19 protein-coding genes are annotated in these 18461 nt (G+C 44.7%); 10 read left to right on the top strand and 9 right to left on the bottom strand.

The window, feature by feature from the left end; genetic code table 11:
* The 5 genes from DYADSP32_RS24805 to DYADSP32_RS24785 form a co-directional block, all read right to left on the bottom strand.
* A complete protein-coding gene (locus DYADSP32_RS24805) occupies window positions 1-1107 on the bottom strand; it encodes a hypothetical protein (protein ID WP_149240241.1) in 1107 nt (368 codons plus the stop codon).
* Window positions 1094-1813 (bottom strand): NRDE family protein, encoded by a 720-nt coding sequence (locus DYADSP32_RS24800; protein ID WP_149240242.1) that lies wholly within the window; start codon window positions 1811-1813, stop codon window positions 1094-1096. Before DYADSP32_RS24800 ends, DYADSP32_RS24805 begins: the two co-directional genes overlap by 14 nt.
* Window positions 1814-1952: 139 nt before the next feature.
* Window positions 1953-3431 (bottom strand): sigma-54-dependent transcriptional regulator, encoded by a 1479-nt coding sequence (locus DYADSP32_RS24795; protein WP_149240243.1) that lies wholly within the window; start codon window positions 3429-3431, stop codon window positions 1953-1955.
* A gap of 233 nt (window positions 3432-3664) precedes the next feature.
* Window positions 3665-3865 (bottom strand): helix-turn-helix transcriptional regulator, encoded by a 201-nt coding sequence (locus tag DYADSP32_RS24790; RefSeq protein ID WP_149240244.1) that lies wholly within the window; start codon window positions 3863-3865, stop codon window positions 3665-3667.
* Window positions 3862-4365 (bottom strand): hypothetical protein, encoded by a 504-nt coding sequence (locus DYADSP32_RS24785; RefSeq protein ID WP_149240245.1) that lies wholly within the window; start codon window positions 4363-4365, stop codon window positions 3862-3864. The genes DYADSP32_RS24790 and DYADSP32_RS24785 overlap by 4 nt, the downstream gene beginning before the upstream one ends.
* Window positions 4366-4611: 246 nt before the next feature.
* On the opposite strand from DYADSP32_RS24785, the gene metG reads away from it, so the two are divergent.
* Window positions 4612-6669 (top strand): methionine--tRNA ligase, encoded by a 2058-nt coding sequence (gene metG / locus DYADSP32_RS24780; protein ID WP_149240246.1) that lies wholly within the window; start codon window positions 4612-4614, stop codon window positions 6667-6669.
* Window positions 6670-6722: 53 nt separating this feature from the next.
* On the opposite strand, the gene DYADSP32_RS24775 is transcribed toward metG, so the two are convergent.
* The 3 genes from DYADSP32_RS24775 to DYADSP32_RS24765 all read right to left on the bottom strand — a co-directional run bounded on the left by DYADSP32_RS24775 (window position 6723) and on the right by DYADSP32_RS24765 (window position 8269).
* Window positions 6723-7058: a hypothetical protein gene (locus DYADSP32_RS24775; RefSeq protein ID WP_149240247.1), complete on the bottom strand. Its 336-nt coding sequence runs from the start codon at window positions 7056-7058 to the stop codon at window positions 6723-6725.
* A gap of 237 nt (window positions 7059-7295) precedes the next feature.
* The gene (locus DYADSP32_RS24770) at window positions 7296-7700 is read right to left on the bottom strand and encodes an Hsp20/alpha crystallin family protein (RefSeq protein ID WP_149240248.1); all 405 of its coding nucleotides are present in this window, start codon (window positions 7698-7700) and stop codon (window positions 7296-7298) included.
* Window positions 7701-7993: 293 nt separating this feature from the next.
* Entirely contained in the window at window positions 7994-8269 is a 276-nt protein-coding gene (locus DYADSP32_RS24765; RefSeq protein WP_149240249.1) for a SelT/SelW/SelH family protein, read from the bottom strand.
* Window positions 8270-8619: 350 nt separating this feature from the next.
* Here DYADSP32_RS24765 and DYADSP32_RS24760 point away from each other — a divergent pair, with 350 nt between their 5' ends.
* From DYADSP32_RS24760 to DYADSP32_RS24740, 5 genes are all read left to right on the top strand, one after another.
* Complete coding sequence (locus tag DYADSP32_RS24760) at window positions 8620-9063, top strand: hypothetical protein (protein ID WP_149240250.1); 444 nt, start codon at window positions 8620-8622, stop codon at window positions 9061-9063.
* A 180-nt stretch (window positions 9064-9243) separates the two neighbouring features.
* Window positions 9244-9774: a hypothetical protein gene (locus DYADSP32_RS24755; protein WP_414618035.1), complete on the top strand. Its 531-nt coding sequence runs from the start codon at window positions 9244-9246 to the stop codon at window positions 9772-9774.
* Complete coding sequence (locus DYADSP32_RS24750; protein ID WP_149240252.1) at window positions 9761-10621, top strand: sensor histidine kinase; 861 nt, start codon at window positions 9761-9763, stop codon at window positions 10619-10621. The genes DYADSP32_RS24755 and DYADSP32_RS24750 overlap by 14 nt, the downstream gene beginning before the upstream one ends.
* Window positions 10622-10631: 10 nt before the next feature.
* Window positions 10632-11285, top strand: a complete 654-nt coding sequence (locus DYADSP32_RS24745; RefSeq protein ID WP_149240253.1) for a response regulator transcription factor — start codon at window positions 10632-10634, stop codon at window positions 11283-11285.
* Between the two features lie 184 nt (window positions 11286-11469).
* Window positions 11470-12150, top strand: a complete 681-nt coding sequence (locus tag DYADSP32_RS24740) for a type 1 glutamine amidotransferase domain-containing protein (RefSeq protein ID WP_149240254.1) — start codon at window positions 11470-11472, stop codon at window positions 12148-12150.
* A gap of 41 nt (window positions 12151-12191) precedes the next feature.
* Here DYADSP32_RS24740 and rfbC read toward each other — a convergent pair whose 3' ends face one another.
* Window positions 12192-12737 (bottom strand): dTDP-4-dehydrorhamnose 3,5-epimerase, encoded by a 546-nt coding sequence (rfbC, locus tag DYADSP32_RS24735; RefSeq protein WP_149240255.1) that lies wholly within the window; start codon window positions 12735-12737, stop codon window positions 12192-12194.
* Window positions 12738-12844: 107 nt separating this feature from the next.
* Between rfbC and pyrF the strand changes: the two genes are divergently transcribed.
* The 4 genes from pyrF (at window position 12845) to clpB (ending at window position 18424) form a co-directional block, all read left to right on the top strand.
* On the top strand, window positions 12845-13672 hold the full coding sequence (gene pyrF, locus DYADSP32_RS24730) for an orotidine-5'-phosphate decarboxylase (protein WP_149240256.1): 828 nt from the start codon (window positions 12845-12847) through the stop codon (window positions 13670-13672).
* A gap of 71 nt (window positions 13673-13743) precedes the next feature.
* Window positions 13744-14973 carry a diaminopimelate decarboxylase gene (gene lysA, locus DYADSP32_RS24725; RefSeq protein WP_149240257.1) on the top strand — a complete coding sequence of 410 codons (1230 nt, stop codon included), beginning with the start codon at window positions 13744-13746 and terminating at the stop codon, window positions 14971-14973.
* Window positions 14974-15171: 198 nt separating this feature from the next.
* Complete coding sequence (locus tag DYADSP32_RS24720; protein ID WP_149240258.1) at window positions 15172-15639, top strand: YciI family protein; 468 nt, start codon at window positions 15172-15174, stop codon at window positions 15637-15639.
* Between the two features lie 181 nt (window positions 15640-15820).
* Window positions 15821-18424: an ATP-dependent chaperone ClpB gene (gene clpB / locus DYADSP32_RS24715; protein ID WP_149240259.1), complete on the top strand. Its 2604-nt coding sequence runs from the start codon at window positions 15821-15823 to the stop codon at window positions 18422-18424.
* The last annotated feature ends 37 nt before the right edge of the window (window positions 18425-18461 follow it).

Raw genomic sequence — 18461 nt, 5'->3', positions numbered from 1 at the left:
CTACTTTGGTTGTCTGTCTGTTTTGATGCGTTTTAAAATCATCCTTGCCTCTTTGAAAGACATATACGGAACTCCTTTTCGGTGGTTGAAACGGCTGATCTTGTACAATACCTGCCAATGGTGCAGCAGCACTTTCCAGCCTTCCAATATGGAGAAGCCTGGTTGATAAATGTGCGCTGGCTCGGCCCCGGCGCCGTTCAGTTCCATGATTTTTATGTTTTTTCCCAGGTAAAGATCTTCCGGATTTTTGCACCGCAGGTCGTATCGCCCAAAATAGAATCCTTGAATCCCGGTGCTGATCCGGTCAAAAACGGCTGTAAGTTCCTCGTTGATCAAGTGATTGGCATTAAGGAATTTGGTACCCAGACAATGATTTCCAATAGAAACCAGCGTCATTTTTTCATTTTCTTCCAACACTTTTGTTAGCGAAGATTCATATTTCACTTTCAGCAGATCCCATTGCAGAACGGCCCGTTCATTGGCCAAAATTAGTTCTGCAAGGGTGTTGTAACCATTTCCTGTCACACTTAGAAATTCTTTTTGCACAATGGAAGATATTGTTCCGCCCGGCTGATCAGGCATCCGGTAGTAAAATACACCTAGTTCGAGGGGGTAGCTGATGTATTGCTGTATCAGATAATCTACCGGGCTGTTTTTATGATAATTTTCCAATGAATTCACATCTGCGATTTTCTCGACACCCCAGCCACGCTCCCCCGCGTTGGGTTTGGCAATGACCGGGAAGTCTAAGCCTGCAAAGCGAAGTTTGTCCCCAAGGCATGATTCTTCTGTGCTGCGTTTAACAAATAACGTGACAGGCTTAAAATCGTCGCTGATCAGATTGAGAATGTCAATTTTTGATTCACCCAACATCCCGCCAGACTCAATGGAAGGATTGGATGCGGAAAAGAAAAAGAACGATCTGGCCTTGATCGAAAGCCAGATCCAGTAGATAAAAACCGGAATGTATACGACGGAAAACGGCCAGTATTCCCAGCTCTTTAAACGGATTAAAAGCGTATTTTTTGTACTTGTAAATTGCTTCCTTTCAGGTGCCGAATTTTCCCCGGTTTGGGATACGGGTTCCAGTTGATCAATTGGATACATAGTTGTTTGATAGTTTTTTCTGTGTTAACTCACAGTGAATCAAGTCTTCATAAATCATTTCCATTTTTCCGACAGACTTGACGATACTGGTCAGGCTGACGGTTGCATACAGGTTGGCCCTTCTCATGCACACGGCATTTTCCCGGTCGCCGTCACCCGCAGTTTTGTGGAAGGTGCGGATACTTTCCAGCGATTTTTCCGGGGCCGAATTGAGCCATTCTGAAAACCATGATTCCCGCCGCGTTACAATTTCGGGCGTGTAAAGTGTTGCCGATGACCATATATAGGACTGGGACGCATCCTTTTCTTTTATAAAAAGCTTACTGCCCGTCCAGCGGAGCGTAACAAGTTTGCCTGCTTCGATCAGTAGCAGTGTAAATGGCTCCAAGCCCTTGAAATCGTATTCAGATGCAAAACTGTTGATTGTGAAATATTCGAATGCGTGCAAAACCACCAATCCGCGGCTGTGCTTGTAAGGTGGCTTTGGCACGTGAGCGATAAATGCACCGTTGAGCAGGCATACGGTACGCGTTTTTGAAGTGGCGATCCAGCTGCCCCGTCCGAGGGGATCTTTTGGGAATGTCACCTCCTGGTCGTGGTATATGATCGGATCCGACAGTTTTGCTGGCGGACGCGTGATTTTCTCGTCCCTGCTGGATGTCAGTATAAAACCGTCTTGAAATGGAAGATAACTTACCGTGCACATATTGATTTCCTTTTTGAAAGGATTATCAATTATTGTTCCAACGTACTATTTCAATATTTGTGCTGTAAGTCAATCGTTTATGTAATTTAGATAAGGCTTTTAGGCGCACCTGCATTTTCGATATTTCGTGAAAGTTCTTTTAAACCGTAAACTGATCCGGTCTTTTAATGCCAAGTTTCCGCATCCTGGAATCCAAAGTGGTAGGGATCATATCCAGAATTTCGGCCGCTCCGTTTTTTCCACTTACTTTCCAATGTGTTTTTTCAAGTACCAAAAGAATATGCTCCCGCTCGCATTCTTCCATGGTCATCAAATTTCCTTTTGGAGTTGCAACCGGTTTTCGCGGAGACCAGTCTTCGAGCACCAACGACCGTCCGGGTGACATGATGATGGAGCGCTCCACCACATTTTCAAGCTCACGTATATTGCCCGGCCAGTGATAGGCCGTCAGTGTATCGATCACTTTCTGGGGGATCTGGTCAATCACCTTACCTTGCTCTGCGCCAAGTTTCTGACAGAAGTGTCTGATCAGCAATGGTATGTCTTCTTTTCGTTCACGAAGTGGAATGCTGAACACCGGAAACACGTTCAGACGGTAATACAGATCTTCACGAAAACGCTGCTCAGCAATTTCTTTTTCCAGGTCGCGGTTGGTCGCTGCAATGATCCGAACATTTACTTTTAAAGTTTTGGCACTTCCGACGCGTTCAAACTCACCCTCCTGCAATACACGCAGTAATTTTGGCTGCAAATCCATAGGCATTTCACCAATTTCGTCCAGAAATATAGTCCCGCCATCGGCCAGTTCAAAGCGCCCCTGTTTCTGCGCGGATGCTCCGGTGAAAGCTCCTTTTTCATGACCAAACAATTCGCTTTCAATCAGACTGGCAGGTAAAGCGGCGCAGTTCAATTTGATCAAAGGACGGTTTTTTCTGCCGCTCAGATTGTGAACCGCCCTGGCGAGCAGTTCCTTGCCCGTCCCGGATTCGCCCGTGATGAGAACGGTACTGTTGGTGGGAGCCACCTGTCGTATTTTTATCAAAACTTTTTCAAAAACCTTACTCTGGCTGATGATGTCGTCCGGATTTTTGGATTGCTTAATTTCTTCTTTCAGATAAACATTTTCAGCCTGCAACTGATCTTTCAACTCTTCAACCTCGGTAAGTGCTTTGTTCAGATCGGCCGTGCGTTCCGAAACAAGTTGTTCCAGTTTTTGCCGGAGATTGGCCAGCGCCAGGTGTGTCCCAATGCGAGACTGCACTTCGTGGATATCAAAAGGTTTGGTAATGTAATCCACCGCGCCCATGTTGAAGCCGTTGATCTTATTCACTGTTTCGGTAAGGGCAGTCATAAAAATGACCGGTATCGCCTTGGTGGCATCATGATCTTTCAGCTGCCTGCAGGTTTCAAATCCACTCATTCCGGGCATCATCACATCCAGCAGAATGAGGTCCGGCAGGGCATACCTAGCCTGTTCAACCGCACTTTTCCCGTCCGTCGCCACCAGTACTTTATACCCCGCTTTGGACAGCACATCGAACAGGATACTGATATTGTTGGGCGTGTCGTCAACAATTAATATGGTATTTTTTGTCTGGTCAGGTGTGGAATTTTTCATGGTGAACTTGTTCATTGTCTTTGCATTGCCATCTCCTATCTCAGCATGCAGGTTTCATATAATTTGTCAACCGACTACCATATCTGGTTGCACGCTCCCAAATGTATTGGATATTTGAATTTAATAACAAAGTATGGTGAATGAAAAGGAATAAAAGCATCCAACCTTGGAACAACTGAGATTCAAATGAATAGTGTTCAATTGGAGCCTGGGTCTGCCCTCTTCAAACGCCATCAATCTCCCTCCTCCAGCTCAAACAAATCATTCACTGGCATGTCAAACACCCGGGCTATCTTCATACCCAGAGCAAGGGTCGGGGAATACTTCCCAGCTTCAATAGCGTTGATCGTTTGCCGGGACACCTGCAACCGGTCAGCAAGCTCGGCCTGCGTGATATGGAGTATGGCACGCTCGATACGGATACGATTTTTCATATGTCAGCTACCTCCGTGCCCCGTTTTATCCATAAAAGCCAGTAAAATCTGAAAACAAAAATAAGTAGCGGAGTAAATATATTGTACTCCATAACCATTAAAAACCTAATCTCGTAAACAAATAAAACACAACCAACCAAAACCAAATAATTGGCATAAATACCCCATTGCAAAGCTTCCAGACGGATCAAAACAATATACTCATCCTCAACTTTTAATCTGGCAAAACCGACAATAAAAAGTCCAGCAATTACGCCAATAGTTATTATTTCGTCCAGAAACCCGTGTGTCCAGCCTTGATCCAAGGCAGTTCTGCCATCAATCAAAAAAGGCATAGCGGCCCCCTCCTTAAACGTAACCTCAAACAAGGGTGCAATTTTAGTATGCAAAAAGTCATCCTCTCCGCCAAACAAAAACCATAGTGAAAGTGGTAAGCAAATAAGCAACAACGACCAACCGAACGGCCTCCAGGAATGTGGCAACAAGTACTTTGTTTTCATGGCTAAGAAATTATAAGTGTTTGAATGAGTCAAATGTAAACTATGTTTTAATAAATGTAAAGTATTTTTTACTTTTTATCAAAAATAGTATACTTCACTTCTTTGAGAGACATCAACTTTGGAAAAGTTGTCTTCTCTTTTCTCATTATTAACAGCACGCTTTTAAAAAGTTGACTTCTCTGCCCCGTCACCCTCGGCCTGTTTTGTTTATCTTTGCACCCTAATCCAAATACAGCATAAAAATTAATGGCAATCACCGACCCTAAGAGATATACCGTTACCGCAGCTCTGATCTATGCCAATGGGCCCATTCACATTGGTCACCTGGCCGGCTGCTACGTACCTGCCGACATCTATGTACGTTACCTTCGTTCACAAGGAAGAGACGTTGCATTTATCAGTGGTACCGATGAGCACGGTGTGCCTATCACCATCCGGGCCAAAAAAGAAGGCATGACTCCGCAGGAGGTCGTGGACAAATACTATGCTCAGATCGACGCTTCCTTTAAAGAGCTGGGTATTTCTTTCGATGTCTATTCCAGAACCAGCAAGCCGATCCACCACGAAACTTCCCGGGAAATATTTAAGAACCTGTACGATAAAGGTGTTTTCGAGGAAGAAACAACGGAGCAATACTACGACGAAACAGCTCAGCAATTTCTTGCGGATCGTTACATTGTGGGCACCTGTCCGGTTTGTGCCAATCCCAATGCCTACGGAGATCAGTGCGAAAAGTGCGGATCCGCGCTGAGTCCTACCGAGCTGATTGAGCCACACTCCATGCTCTCGGGCTCCAAACCCGTCATGCGGCCTACGACCAACTGGTTTTTACCACTCGATAAACTCCAGCCTCAGGTAGAAGCTTTCGTAAACAGCCACCCTGAATGGAAAACCAATGTACTGGGGCAGTGCCAGTCCTGGCTAAAAGAAGGCCTTAAGCCCCGTGCCATGACCAGGGACCTTGATTGGGGAATCCCCGTTCCGGTGCCAAATACAGAAGGCAAAGTACTATACGTGTGGTTTGAAGCACCCATCGGATACATCTCTGCCACGAAGGACTGGCTGATCCAGAAAAACGGTACAGACGAAGGATGGGGCCAGTGGTGGAAAGAAAAGGATACCAAGCTTGTGCATTTCATTGGGAAGGACAATATCGTTTTTCACTGCATCATTTTCCCGGCTACGCTCATTGCAGAAGGATCGATGATCCTGCCGGATAACGTTCCGGCCAACGAATTTATGAATCTGGAAGGTGATAAAATTTCAACCTCCCGCAACTGGGCCGTGTGGCTCCATGAGTATCTGGAAGAACTCCCTGGAAAGCAGGATGTGCTGCGCTATGTATTGACGGCCAGTGCTCCCGAAACCAAAGACAGCGAGTTTACCTGGAAAGATTTCCAAACCCGCAACAACAGTGAACTGGTGGGTATATTTGGCAATTTCATCAACCGGGCAGTGGTTCTTACGCACAAATTTTGTGAGGGCAAAGTTCCGGCACCGGGCGAACTTACGGACATTGATGCAGGTACGCTTGCCGAATTAGCCGCATTCCCATCCCGAATTGCTGATTCCCTGGAAAATTACCGTTTCCGTGAAGCATTGACGCACATCATAGATCTGGCGCGGCTTGGCAATAAGTACCTCGCTGATACGCAGCCCTGGCATGTGATCAAAACGGATCCGGAAAGGGTGAATACCATACTGAACATTTCCTTGCAGATTTCGGCATCGCTGGCCATTGTGGCTGAACCGATCCTGCCATTCACAGCAGAGAAACTCCGCTTGCAGTTTGGCATGCAAGATCACACCTGGACAGATGCTGGCAGGGTTGATCTGCTGGCAACCGGCTCCTTAATCGGAGAAGCGAACCTGTTATTTGAAAAAATTGAAGATCACGTCATTGAAAGACAAATTCAAAAATTACACGACGCCAGGCGTATGAATGAATTAGAAGGTAAAACGGTTGCCGAAATCAAACCAGAAATCCAGTATGAGGACTTCGCCAAAATGGACATCAGAATCGCTACCATAACTGAAGCCGAGAACGTACCAAAAAGCAAAAAACTTTTGAAACTGAGCGTTAACATCGGCAGTGAACAAAGAACGGTACTGAGCGGAATTTCGGAGCATTTCAAACCCGAAGAGGTGATTGGCAGGAAGGTACTATACCTGGCCAACCTGGCACCCCGAAAAATGATGGGCATGGAAAGCCATGGCATGATCCTGATGGCAGAGGATAAAGACGGTAGCCTTGCTTTTGTACAACCCGGAAAAGAAATCTGGGATGGTGGAACGGTAAATTAAGTTCTGTGATGGATAAAGGACCTGCGTATAAAGACACAGGTCCTTTATTGAAGTTATAGAATTTCGTTCTTTAATTTTTCATATAAAGAATACACCTGCTCTACAAGGATCTGACACTCCATTATCGTTAAACTTTCAATGGTGTTTGGTATGGCGTTGGAGACCACCCTACCCTCTTCGTCAACCTTTGCCCCCTTCTGCTTCGTAAATGCGAGAATCTTTTCCCACTCGTGAACCAGTGCATCGGAAAAGTATCTTGGTTCAAGAATGTTAAAGTAAGCCGACTGTGCTTTTAATTTTTCTTTCAACTTCTCTGACGACCCTGCTCTGTTCAGCTCTTCTACCAGTTTCGAGAGTTCGATGTAAGCAAAAATGTTCGATGTTTTCATAACGTTGATATGGAGGTATGGGAAAATGTTATTACCACGAAACTACGAATTGCAAATGCCAATTCCTGCTTTGCCGGGAAGGTTTACGATTTTTTAATATTATCTCTTGCAAATAGATAATTTAGCAGAAAATATTAACACACTCCATCAGGGACTATGCCACCCAATAGCCCTTAAAACAAAAAAATCTGAAACTTGGCAAGTTTCAGATCCCTTCATTTTTGACACATAACCAGTTTACCAACGTTCTATTTCCACCTTTCGGCGAGAGTCGTCCTGCTGTTGATTGAATGGCAGATTAATAATCAACCTACGGGCATCATCATCGTAACGCGCTGAGATATGATCCTGATCTACATCGCCGGGTATTAGAATCGTACTGATGAATCGTATGGTTTTCCATTGTTCTTCCTGATCCTCATTGTGAGAAAATATAGGCAGAAGATGAAAAAGGGACATTTTGCCACCTACGATTTCTAATTGAAGATCATCGGCTTCAATACCAGGGATGCTCACCGTGACCTCATACCCATTTTCCTCTCGCTTCTGATGCACCGCCGCCTCGCTATATCCACCGTTGATAGTGTTATTAAAATCTATATGCATCAACATTTCTTTCGGTATCTTAATTTTATGTCCCATGGCTTTCAAACAAATTAGGTTCACAATTTTTCTGAATAAACGAAAAACTACGTACCAGAGATTTATTGGCTAATTTTCACTGAACAAGTAGGACGTCGAATTGATTGCATAAAAACCTTACTTTCAGAAGGTTATACCATATTTGGGAAACTTAAAAGATTTAGCAAAATAAGACATTAGGACAAAAAGACATGGACAAAATCCCGATTCGGCCACAATGTCACCTAAATGTGATTTAACTTCTCCACTGCACCCATTATACGTATGAAGCGGGATATTTTTCCTCACCCATGCTATCGATCGTTGTGACCAAGATTTCGTTCCGGGTCAATCAGATCACGAATCAGCTTTTTGATTTCTTTTGGCTCGGGAAAGCGCCCTTCCCGCTTTCGATCCCACAGCAACGAATCGCCTAAATGAATGGTGTACCGGCCCGCAACTTCCGAAGGAACGAGGCTCACTCCCCGCAGGTCCTCGGTAAAGGTGGTTAGCAATTCCTGAGCCATCCACGCCGCGCGAAGCAGCCAGCCACATTTTGGACAGTATTCAATCACAACAGTCGGTTTCATAGATTCTTATTTTCCTGGCTGACAAAGTAAAACAAATTTTAACCGCTTGTAGAAATTTTAAATATCTATCGCAATAGCCTGCCGGCATTCCGGCCACCAACCAAACATATTTAACCCTCAACTAAAAAGTCCGAAAACGATGATATCCATTGATTGCCGACACGCTTCCAAGCCCAATTTACAACCATTTTCACAAACGCACTCGCCTGTGAAAACCACACAATATTCTAATAATCAACCAATTATATACCTGATACCGTTTAATCAATAAATCGCCGGATTGTTGCGAATCATTTTAGTTCCGCATAATTTTACGCCAATCATTTTAATACTAACCCAACTGAACTCTTATGGCAGATCGCAAACCAATGTTTGATGGCAATGAAGGTGAAATCATTCTTTCATCGGCAGCTGAGGCTTTAAAAAAAGGTCATCAATCGCGAAAAAAGGAATTAATGGCCAGCGTTACAGAAAACTACATTGAAGCTGAATTTTTTGGTATAAAAAAATTCAATCAGCTTATGGAACAATATAAGGATACTTGCGTAGGTTTCCGGGTATACTACGGCTCGCAGTGGGAAGATCACTCCAAAAGCAAAACCCAAATCACGGCGGAAGGGAAAGGAAAGAAAACATCCAGACTGGTCATCGTACCGGTAGACGCTTATGGAAGAGATCTCACCAGCAACAATGTAATGGGCTTGAAGGACATGGCAGGCGGAGGGGCGGCACTGGCTAATGGACCAATGTGCCCCAGACACTGTGCCCCACCGGTAAACGAAGACGAAAATTAACATCCTGCTTAAATGCTTGAAAGGTACCTTTTTTACGTTCAGTATGATAAATTATCCAGCTTCGCCGTAATAATCACATTATTACCCCTGACGCTAATTGTTTGTAAAAAAGCTTACGTTGACCCGTCTATCAGATTATTACTTATTTATCTTGCCTTTAAATTAACTATTGACCTTTACATGTTTCACTGTGCTGCCAACAGGATGAACAACATGTTGTTACTGAACCTTACGGTCATATTTCGATACCCATTATTGAGTGGCATGTTCTTTTATAAATACGAGAATCCCTTTATCAAAAAGTGCATTATCCCCGTAACGCTGGCATTTACCATTTTCACAGTTGGAGATATTTTGTATTGTAATCCCAACTTATACAACCTACATGAGCACCGGGCTGTCCTGTATTCAATGACCGTCGAGTCGTTGCTCATGATATTTTGGACTTTGCTATATTTTTATGAATTGATCAGGTCATTGAAAATCCCAAGTTTGCTCACATTTCCATTTTTTTGGGTCTGCTCGGGGCTTTTGGTTTACTATTCCAGTCTTATATTTATAGCGCCTGCTTTGCATTATGCTATGAAATGGGAACAATGGCTGGATATTGGTTTTCTGGATCGCATGCCGTATATTTTCGAAATCGTAATTGCCATATTATTTAGTGTAGGAATTTGGGTCTTTTCAGCACGTCATTATGCAAGACAGTGAACAATTAAAATGGGCATTACTTATTGCTACCATGGCTATGCTGGTAATGGCATTTTTTGTGATATCCTTTGTGATGTACTATCAGAAGAGACGTTTTGAAGAAGAGAAAAAACTCAATGAAATAGAAAAGAACTATACACGCATGTTATTGGATACCGCCCTCAATTCGGAAGAAACAGAACGAAGGCGGATTGCCCAGGATTTGCATGATGATATTGGCACCATGTTGTCTCTCACGAAATTAAGTCTCAATCAGTTGAGCAAGATTATTGGCGAGGCAGGCGAAAAAGAAGATCAGATCATGCGAAAGTCGCAGTCCCTTGTAGAGGAGACGATTCTTCATGTAAGGCGAATTACCCGAGATCTCGTCCCCACTACGCTCGAGAGGTTTGGCCTTGCAGAAGCTATCGAGGAATTTGTTCACAAGCTGGAAGAAAACAGCCAGGTAAAATTATCCTTCCGCTGCAACGTGGAAGAATTTCCCAGGCTGGGCCAAAAGACGGAGCTGACCATTTACAGAATCATGCAGGAATTGGTCAACAACTCCATTAAACATGCCAATGGGACCAAAATCGACATTGATTTACAAATGAACAATAAGATAATTGGCCTGATTGTAGCCGACAACGGGGTGGGCTTTGACCCGGAGACAATCAAAGAGAATAATCTTGCAGGACTCGGACTTCTTGGTATCGAAAGCCGATTGGCCATTGTCGATGGGCACGTCATCTATGAAAAACCGGAAGGCGGTGGTTCCAGCGCTTTTGCCCAGATACCGCTGGTTGCAGTATCGGACAAAAAACCGGAACCCCTACACCCCTTCCGTCGCGAACGGGTAAACCTATAAACAAAAACACATGCTAAAGCTAGGTATCGCGGATGATCACGAACTATTCCGCAAAGGGTTTATTTCCATGCTGAGCGGAATTCCCGATTTCGAGTTTGTCCTCGAAGCGGCAAATGGACAGGAACTCCTGGATAAACTTTCGGAAAATACACCTGACATTATTTTCATGGATCTTCAGATGCCTGTGATGGACGGCGTACAGGCAACAGAAGCCGCCTTCGAACGCTATCCGGACATCAAAGTCATCGTGGTGACCATGTACAATGAAGACCGTTTTGTCATTCACATGCTCGAAAAAGGCGTCCAGGGCTATCTGTTGAAAGATACAAGCCCTGATGAGGTAGAAAAAGCGATTCGCCGGGTGGCAGAGGAAGGCTTTTACTACAACGACTTTGTGTCAAAAGCCATGCATCGAAAAATGGTTAACAGGACGCCGAATAAACATCCATTTTTCCCTAACGCGAGTAATGTGGCACTTTCATCGAGGGAAAAAGAAATACTTCAACTCATCTGTGACGGCTTATCCACGTCCGAAATCGGCAACAAGCTCTTTATCAGTGTACGTACCGTTGAGGGCCACCGGCTTCGTGTATTAGAGAAAACAGGCACGAAAACCACCGCCGCCGCTGTGGCCTTCGCTTATAAAAACCAGTTATTGTCTTAGATCCGCCAGGCCCGATCTGCTACCGTAACTGCTAAACGTTTTGTTATCGACAGGGAATTCAAAGGTTTTATATTATCTTTCTACATCATTGGTGTTGCGTGCAGAACCTGCAGTCCGGGGTTCATCAGATGTGCTCAACCCCAAAGTTGTTCAAAACCAACTTCCGGACTAAACCCTGAAGCCTATGAAAGCGCTGATCATTTGTACCAATCACGATACCTACCCGAACAAATCCGGCAAAACCGGATTGTGGCTAAGCGAGTTAACCCATTTTTACGATGTCATGAACAAGCGGAAGGTTTTGATTGACATTGTAAGCCCACTTGGAGGGAAAATCCCGATAGATGAGCGCAGCCATGACCTCAAAGATGAAGTAAATCAGAAATATTTAAGCGACGCCACCTTTCTGAACAAAATTGAAAATTCACTTACACCCTCCGAAATCCACCCGCGGGATTACCGGCTTGTGTATTATGCTGGTGGCCATGGAGCCATGTGGGACCTTACCGATAATGAGCAGCTGCAGGAAATTACGCGTATTGTTTACGAAAACTACGGCACAGTATCGGCCGTTTGCCACGGTGTTTGCGGCCTGTTGAATGTAAAACTGTCGGATGGCAGCTATCTTATTCAGGAAAAATATGTCACCGGCTTCTCCAATGTGGAAGAAGCACTTATGAGCTTTGTGAGTGAAGTGCCGTTTTATCTTGAAGATAAACTGAAAGAAAGAGGCGCCCATTATACAAAATCAATGATCCCTTTCATTGAATTTATAGAAATGGATGAACGCCTCATCACCGGCCAGAATCCAAATTCAGCCCGAAAAGTGGCTTCTAAAGCACTCGAAGAATTGTTTGAGAAGTAAACTAACTTGAGGTTAATCCAAGTAATAACCCACGAAATAATTTACAAATCCTGTTTCTCAAAAAGCTGTTTTAAGGTTGGCAGAACCAAATCCTTTTCCGACACAATCGGATTTTCAACGCCCCAGTCGATACCCAGCTCAGCGTCATTCCAAAGTATTCCAGATTCTGAAATCTTACTGTAAAGATTGGTACACTTGTAACTAAAGACGCTGTCTTCCAGAGCAGCAAAACCATGCGCAAAGCCCTCGGGGATGTATGCCATGTTATTTATATCACTTCTCAGCAAAAAGATCTCATGTTTGCCAAACGTGGGCGACTCAGGTCGAATATCCACTGCTACATCTAAAACGCAGCCGGAAATAACCCTTACAAGCTTTCCCTGAGCAAAAGGAGCATTCTGAAAATGCAGACCTCTCACTACGCCTTTTTTGGAAAACGACTGGTTATCCTGAACAAAATTTGTTGGCAGTCCCAAATTTCTGAATAGCTCTTCATTATAGGATTCAAAAAAAAATCCCCGATCGTCTTCAAAAACGCGTGGAAAAATCTCAACCAAACCTGAAATGGACGTTTCTCGAACCCGCATAGGCGCTTTTTATATTTTTTATTAACGGTAAATTCCCTTTTAATCTGACTGCAAATTTATGAATCTATTTGCAGACGTTGTAATTTCGGCGCAATATTTCGATAATTATGACTTACAAGGACCTCTTTGAGCACATTTCCCGTAAAAAATCTTACCTCTGTGTGGGGCTGGACACAGATATTCGTAAAATCCCCTCGCATTTGCTGAAAGAAGCCGATCCCGTTTTTGAATTCAACAGGCAAATCATTGACGCCACTGAGGCATATTGTGTGGCCTATAAGCCTAACATTGCGTTTTATGAAGCAATGGGTGCAAAAGGATGGGAAAGTTTGCAAAAAACGCTGGAATATATTCCTGATACGCACTTTACCATTGCAGACGCCAAACGAGGGGACATAGGCAACACATCGGGACTGTATGCGCGAACTTTCTTTGATCCATCATCATCAGGTCTTGATTTCGATTCTGTTACCGTTGCTCCATATATGGGAAGCGACTCCGTACTTCCTTTTCTGGAATTTGAAAACAAATGGGTTATCCTGCTGGGCCTGACATCCAATTCCGGGAGCAATGATTTCCAGCGTCTTGAAACCGATAAAGGAGCATTGTTCGAAGCTGTTTTAAGGACTTCGCAAAACTGGGCCGGCCCCGACAGAATGATGTATGTCGTCGGAGCAACCCATCCCGGTGATTTTCAAGCCATTCGAGCCATTGCCCCCGATCATTTTCTGCTGGTGCCCGGCGTTGGTGCACAAGGTGGTGACCTGGAAGAAGTTTCCAGATATGGTATGAATAAATCCTGTGGCCTGCTCGTCAACTCATCCAGAGCAATTATATACGCTTCCGACGGTCTGGATTTTGCCGCGACGGCCAAAAAAGAAGCACACGCCGTGCAACAGGAAATGGCTGTCTGCCTGGATAAATATTGCCGATAAATCTAAATTAAGCTTCGAATAACTAACCCAATGAGCCGTAACAAGGCTCTTCTTATATACCATTCTTTGCAATGCAACTTACCTCAGAAAACACCTATTCAATTCAGGGAATAGCTCCTGCTCAACTGATTGCTGATTATGGAAGCCCACTTTATGTCTATGACGGCGATACAATCCGCAGAAAAGTAGCCGAACTCAAAGAAGCGTTTTCAGGTGTCGACATGAAGATTAAATTCGCCTGTAAGGCCAACACCAATCTATCTATTTTACGTCTGTTGCGAGAAATAGGTGTCGAGTTGGATGTTGTTTCTCCCGGAGAATTTGAGATGGGAAAAATAGCCGGATTCGAAGGCCAACAAATCACTTTCACACCCAGTGGCGTTCCTTTCGCCGAAGTGAAAGATGCGGTAGAAGCAGGTGCACTGGTAAACGTAGACAGCCTTCCCTTACTGGAATGGTTCGGCCAGACTTACGGAAATACGAAGCCTTGTCTCATACGTATCAAACCCAATGTGGCCGCAGGCGGGAACGTGAAAATTATGACTGCACATGCGGACTCCAAATTTGGGATTTCGGTGCTGCTCCTTGAAGATATATTGGCCATTGTGGAGAAATATAACATTAGGGTAATTGGCCTCCATCAGCACACCGGCTCCGATATCAAAGACGCCGAACCTTTTCTACAGGTAGCGGACATTTTGTTTGAAACAGCCAAACGGTTTCCTGACCTGGAAATTATTGATTTAGGCGGTGGTTTCAAGGTTTCGTACTTACCAGGCGACGCCATCACCGACATGAAATTACTAGGGAGCAAAATTTCGGAACGCTTCGCTAAATTCTGCTCCGAATATGGCCGATCACTGCAATTATGGTTCGAACCGGGCAAATTTCTGGTAAGTGAGTCCGGATATCTTCTCGTAACGGCTACCGTGGTGAAGGAAGATCCTGCACGCAACTTTGTGCATGTGGATTCAGGCTTGAATCACCTGATCAGACCCATGATGTATGGCTCTTACCACCACATTTTAAATGTTTCAAGTCCGGCCGGGAATGAAAAACTGTACAATGTAGTAGGATACATATGCGAAACCGACACGTTTGCAACCGACCGGCTGCTCCCTGAGGTAAGTGCCGGAAATATTCTGGCGTTTTTAAATGCCGGCGCTTACGGCTTCACGATGAGTTCCAATTACAATGCCCGTTTCAGGCCGGCCGAGGTATTGGTAGATAAGCACAAGGCCCGGCTAATCAGGAGACGTGAAGACTTAACAGATCTACTAAAAACACAGGAAGGTCTGTAAACGCAAAACAAATAAAAAAGCCGTTTCAAGTGATTTGAAACGGCTTTTTTATTTGTCCGATTTTGTAATTTCAAAGTTGTCGTAAACGCAACGCGTACTGAATTATATTCAAATAAAGTTGTAACTTCAATCGCAGCAAGTATTGCCGGAAATATACTGATAAACAGAAGGTTCAAATGCAAAAACCCAAAAAACACCATGGGAAAAATTTTACGTTTCACGCAACTAATTGTGCTCCCTATTTTGGGGGCCGGACTACTTCAGGCACAATCTACCACATCCGTTTACGATTCAACCCTGGCCAAAAAACTGAAAGCAGATGACTATGGCATGAAAAAATATGTCATGGTTTTTCTTAAAACAGGAACCGCAACCCATCTTTCGAAAGCCAAATCCGACAGCCTTTTCGCGGGGCACATGGCCAATATTAGCCGGCTGGCGGATGCTGGTAAACTTGTTGTAGCCGGCCCATTTTTCAAAAACGACAAATACCGGGGAATATTTATTCTAAACGCCACCTCAGTAGAAGAAGCCAGGGAACTAGTAGCCATTGATCCCGCTATAAATTCAGACCTTTTGGCCGTCGAATTTCTTCTTTGGTATGGATCTGCGGCGTTAAGTGAAACACTTCAGATTCATAAAAGAATAGAGAAAAAAAGTCATTGACCTAATCCTGCGCTACTGCCCTGCATCCGTCTACCTGCGAAAACGGCATCTAAACACTGCCGAATCGGCATAAAAGTTAAAACATTATCAAATTTCCGGTCAAAATTTCCGGTTTTTCATTTGGTATGTAAATTTTAATGAACTGCTTGTAACTCAATGTATCAACTGACAAACAAACGCCATGAACTTTAACCAATATACAATCAAGGCGCAGGAAATTATCCAGCATGCTGCGCAGATGGCTCAAGGGAATCAGCAACAAGCGATTGAAACGGGCCACGTTTTAAAATCAATACTGGAGGAGGATCCGGACACGTCATTATTCCTTCTGAAACAACTTGGCGTAACACCCGAATTACTGAATACCAGACTTCAGAAAATCCTTGACTCCTATCCGCGCGTTAGCGGGGGGCAACCCTATCTGGGCAACGAAATGGCTGCCGCGAGTGCCAAAGCACAGCATTTTTTAAAAGAATTTGGCGATGAATTTATCAGTATAGAACTCCTGATTTTAGGGATTCAGAGTGGTAAGGATTCCACTGCCACCATGTTGAAAGAAATTGGTTTCAGCGAAAAAGGACTGATTAACGCAATAAAAGAACTTAGAGGAAAAAACAACCCCGTGAAAGATCAAAACGCAGAAGCAAAATATCGGTCCCTGGAACGATACAGCAAAAATTTAAATGACCTGGCCAAGGCCGGAAAAATAGACCCGGTGATCGGCAGGGATGAAGAAATCCGTCGGGTACTGCAGATATTAAGTCGCCGTACCAAAAACAACCCTATTCTTCTCGGAGAACCGGGTGTTGGAAAAACGGCTATTGTGGAAGGCTTAGCACAAAGAATTGTTCAGGGCGACGTTCCTGAAAATCTTAAATCGAAGATAATCGTATCCCTGGATATGGGCTTGCTGATAGCGGGTGCAAAGTACAAAGGGGAGTTTGAGGAACGCTTGAAAGCGGTGATCAAGGAGGTAACCGATTCGGACGGCGAAATTGTACTTTTTATTGACGAAATCCACACCCTGATCGGGGCAGGAGGCGGTGGCGAAAGTGCGATGGATGCTGCAAACCTGCTCAAACCCGCCCTGGCGCGTGGTGAATTGCATGCAATTGGAGCAACTACTCTGAAAGAATATCAGAAGTACATGGAAAAGGACAAGGCTCTAGAACGTCGGTTTCAGGCTGTTATGGTGGACGAGCCCAACATTCCGGATGCCATCAGTATCCTTCGCGGTATTAAGGAAAAATATGAATTGCACCATGGTGTAAGAATTCAGGACGACGCGGTTATTGCAGCCGTAGAGCTTTCAAACCGTTACATCAGCGAAAGGTTCCTTCCCGACAAAGCCATTGACCTGATGGACGAAGCAGCCTCGAAGCTGCGGCTGGAGATGGACAGCGTACCAGAAGAACTGGATGAGCTGAACCGAAGAATCATGCAGCTCGAAATTGAACGGGAGGCCATTCGCCGTGAAAATAATAAAGAGAAGGAAACGGTTTTGAATAAAGAAATAGCCGACCTGAGTGAAGACAGAAATACGCTGAAAGCACAATGGGAAAATGAAAAAGGCAAAGTCAATGAGATCCGCTCTTTAAAGGAACAGACCGAACAGCTGCGCCTGGAAGCGGAACAAGCTGAACGTGCCGGTGATTTTGGCAAAGTGGCCGAGCTCCGCTATGGACGCATCCCGGAGGTGAGCAGTAAACTCGAGGAGCTCCAGAAAGCAGGCACAACAGAAAGCCTGATGCAGGAGGAAATCGGTCCCGAGGAAATTGCGGAAGTAGTAGCTAAGTGGACCGGAATTCCGGTGAGCAAGATGCTTCAGAGCGACCGGGAAAAACTTTTACAATTGGAAGATCACCTGCACCAACGTGTTGCAGGGCAGGATGAGGCTATCGAAATGGTGTCAGACGCGGTTCGGAGGAGCAGGGCAGGCCTACAGGATGCCAAACGTCCGATCGGCAGTTTCCTTTTCCTTGGTCCGACCGGTGTGGGAAAAACCGAATTAGCCAAAACGCTGGCCGAGTATCTTTTCAATGATGAAAACGCCATGGTACGCATTGACATGAGTGAGTACCAGGAGCGCCATGCAGTAAGCCGCCTGGTGGGAGCACCTCCGGGATATGTGGGCTATGATGAAGGTGGCCAATTGACCGAGGCAGTTCGCAGGAAGCCGTACAGCGTCATTTTGCTGGACGAAATAGAAAAGGCACATCCCGATGTATGGAACATACTTTTGCAGGTGCTGGATGAGGGACGTCTAACGGACAACAAAGGTCGTGTTGCCAATTTCAAAAATACGATCATCATCATGACCTCAAACATTGGAAGCCACATTATCCAGGAAAAATATGCCGAGGACGAAGGCTGGAACCATACGCTAATCGTAGAAGAAGCAAAGCAGGCCGTACTCGACCTGTTGAAAGCATCGGTAAGACCGGAGTTTTTGAACCGGATCGACGAAATTGTTCTGTTTGAGCCACTGTCTATGAAAAATATCCGCAAGATCGTAGACATTCAGTTTAAGGGTATTCAAAAGCTGTTGCTTGAACAAGGCATTACGCTTGACGCCACGGATGAAGCTTTGACCAAATTGGGAGAGGATGGTTTCGACCCTGCATTTGGGGCACGTCCTTTAAAAAGAGTCCTGCAACGCAAAATCCTGAACGAATTGTCCAAAGGAATCCTGAGCGGACAGGTTGCGAAAGATGCTGTAATCATGATGGAACTCAACACACATGGAGAGTTGATATTTGAAAATGTCGGCAGCGTGGAGATTTAAAACAGCAGAATAACTGGAATGTTAAAGAGCGGGTCAG

The sequence above is a fragment of the Dyadobacter sp. 32 genome (assembly GCF_902506755.1).
Taxonomy (GTDB): Bacteria; Bacteroidota; Bacteroidia; order Cytophagales; family Spirosomataceae; genus Dyadobacter.
This window is presented reverse-complemented; position numbering and strand designations above follow the sequence as displayed.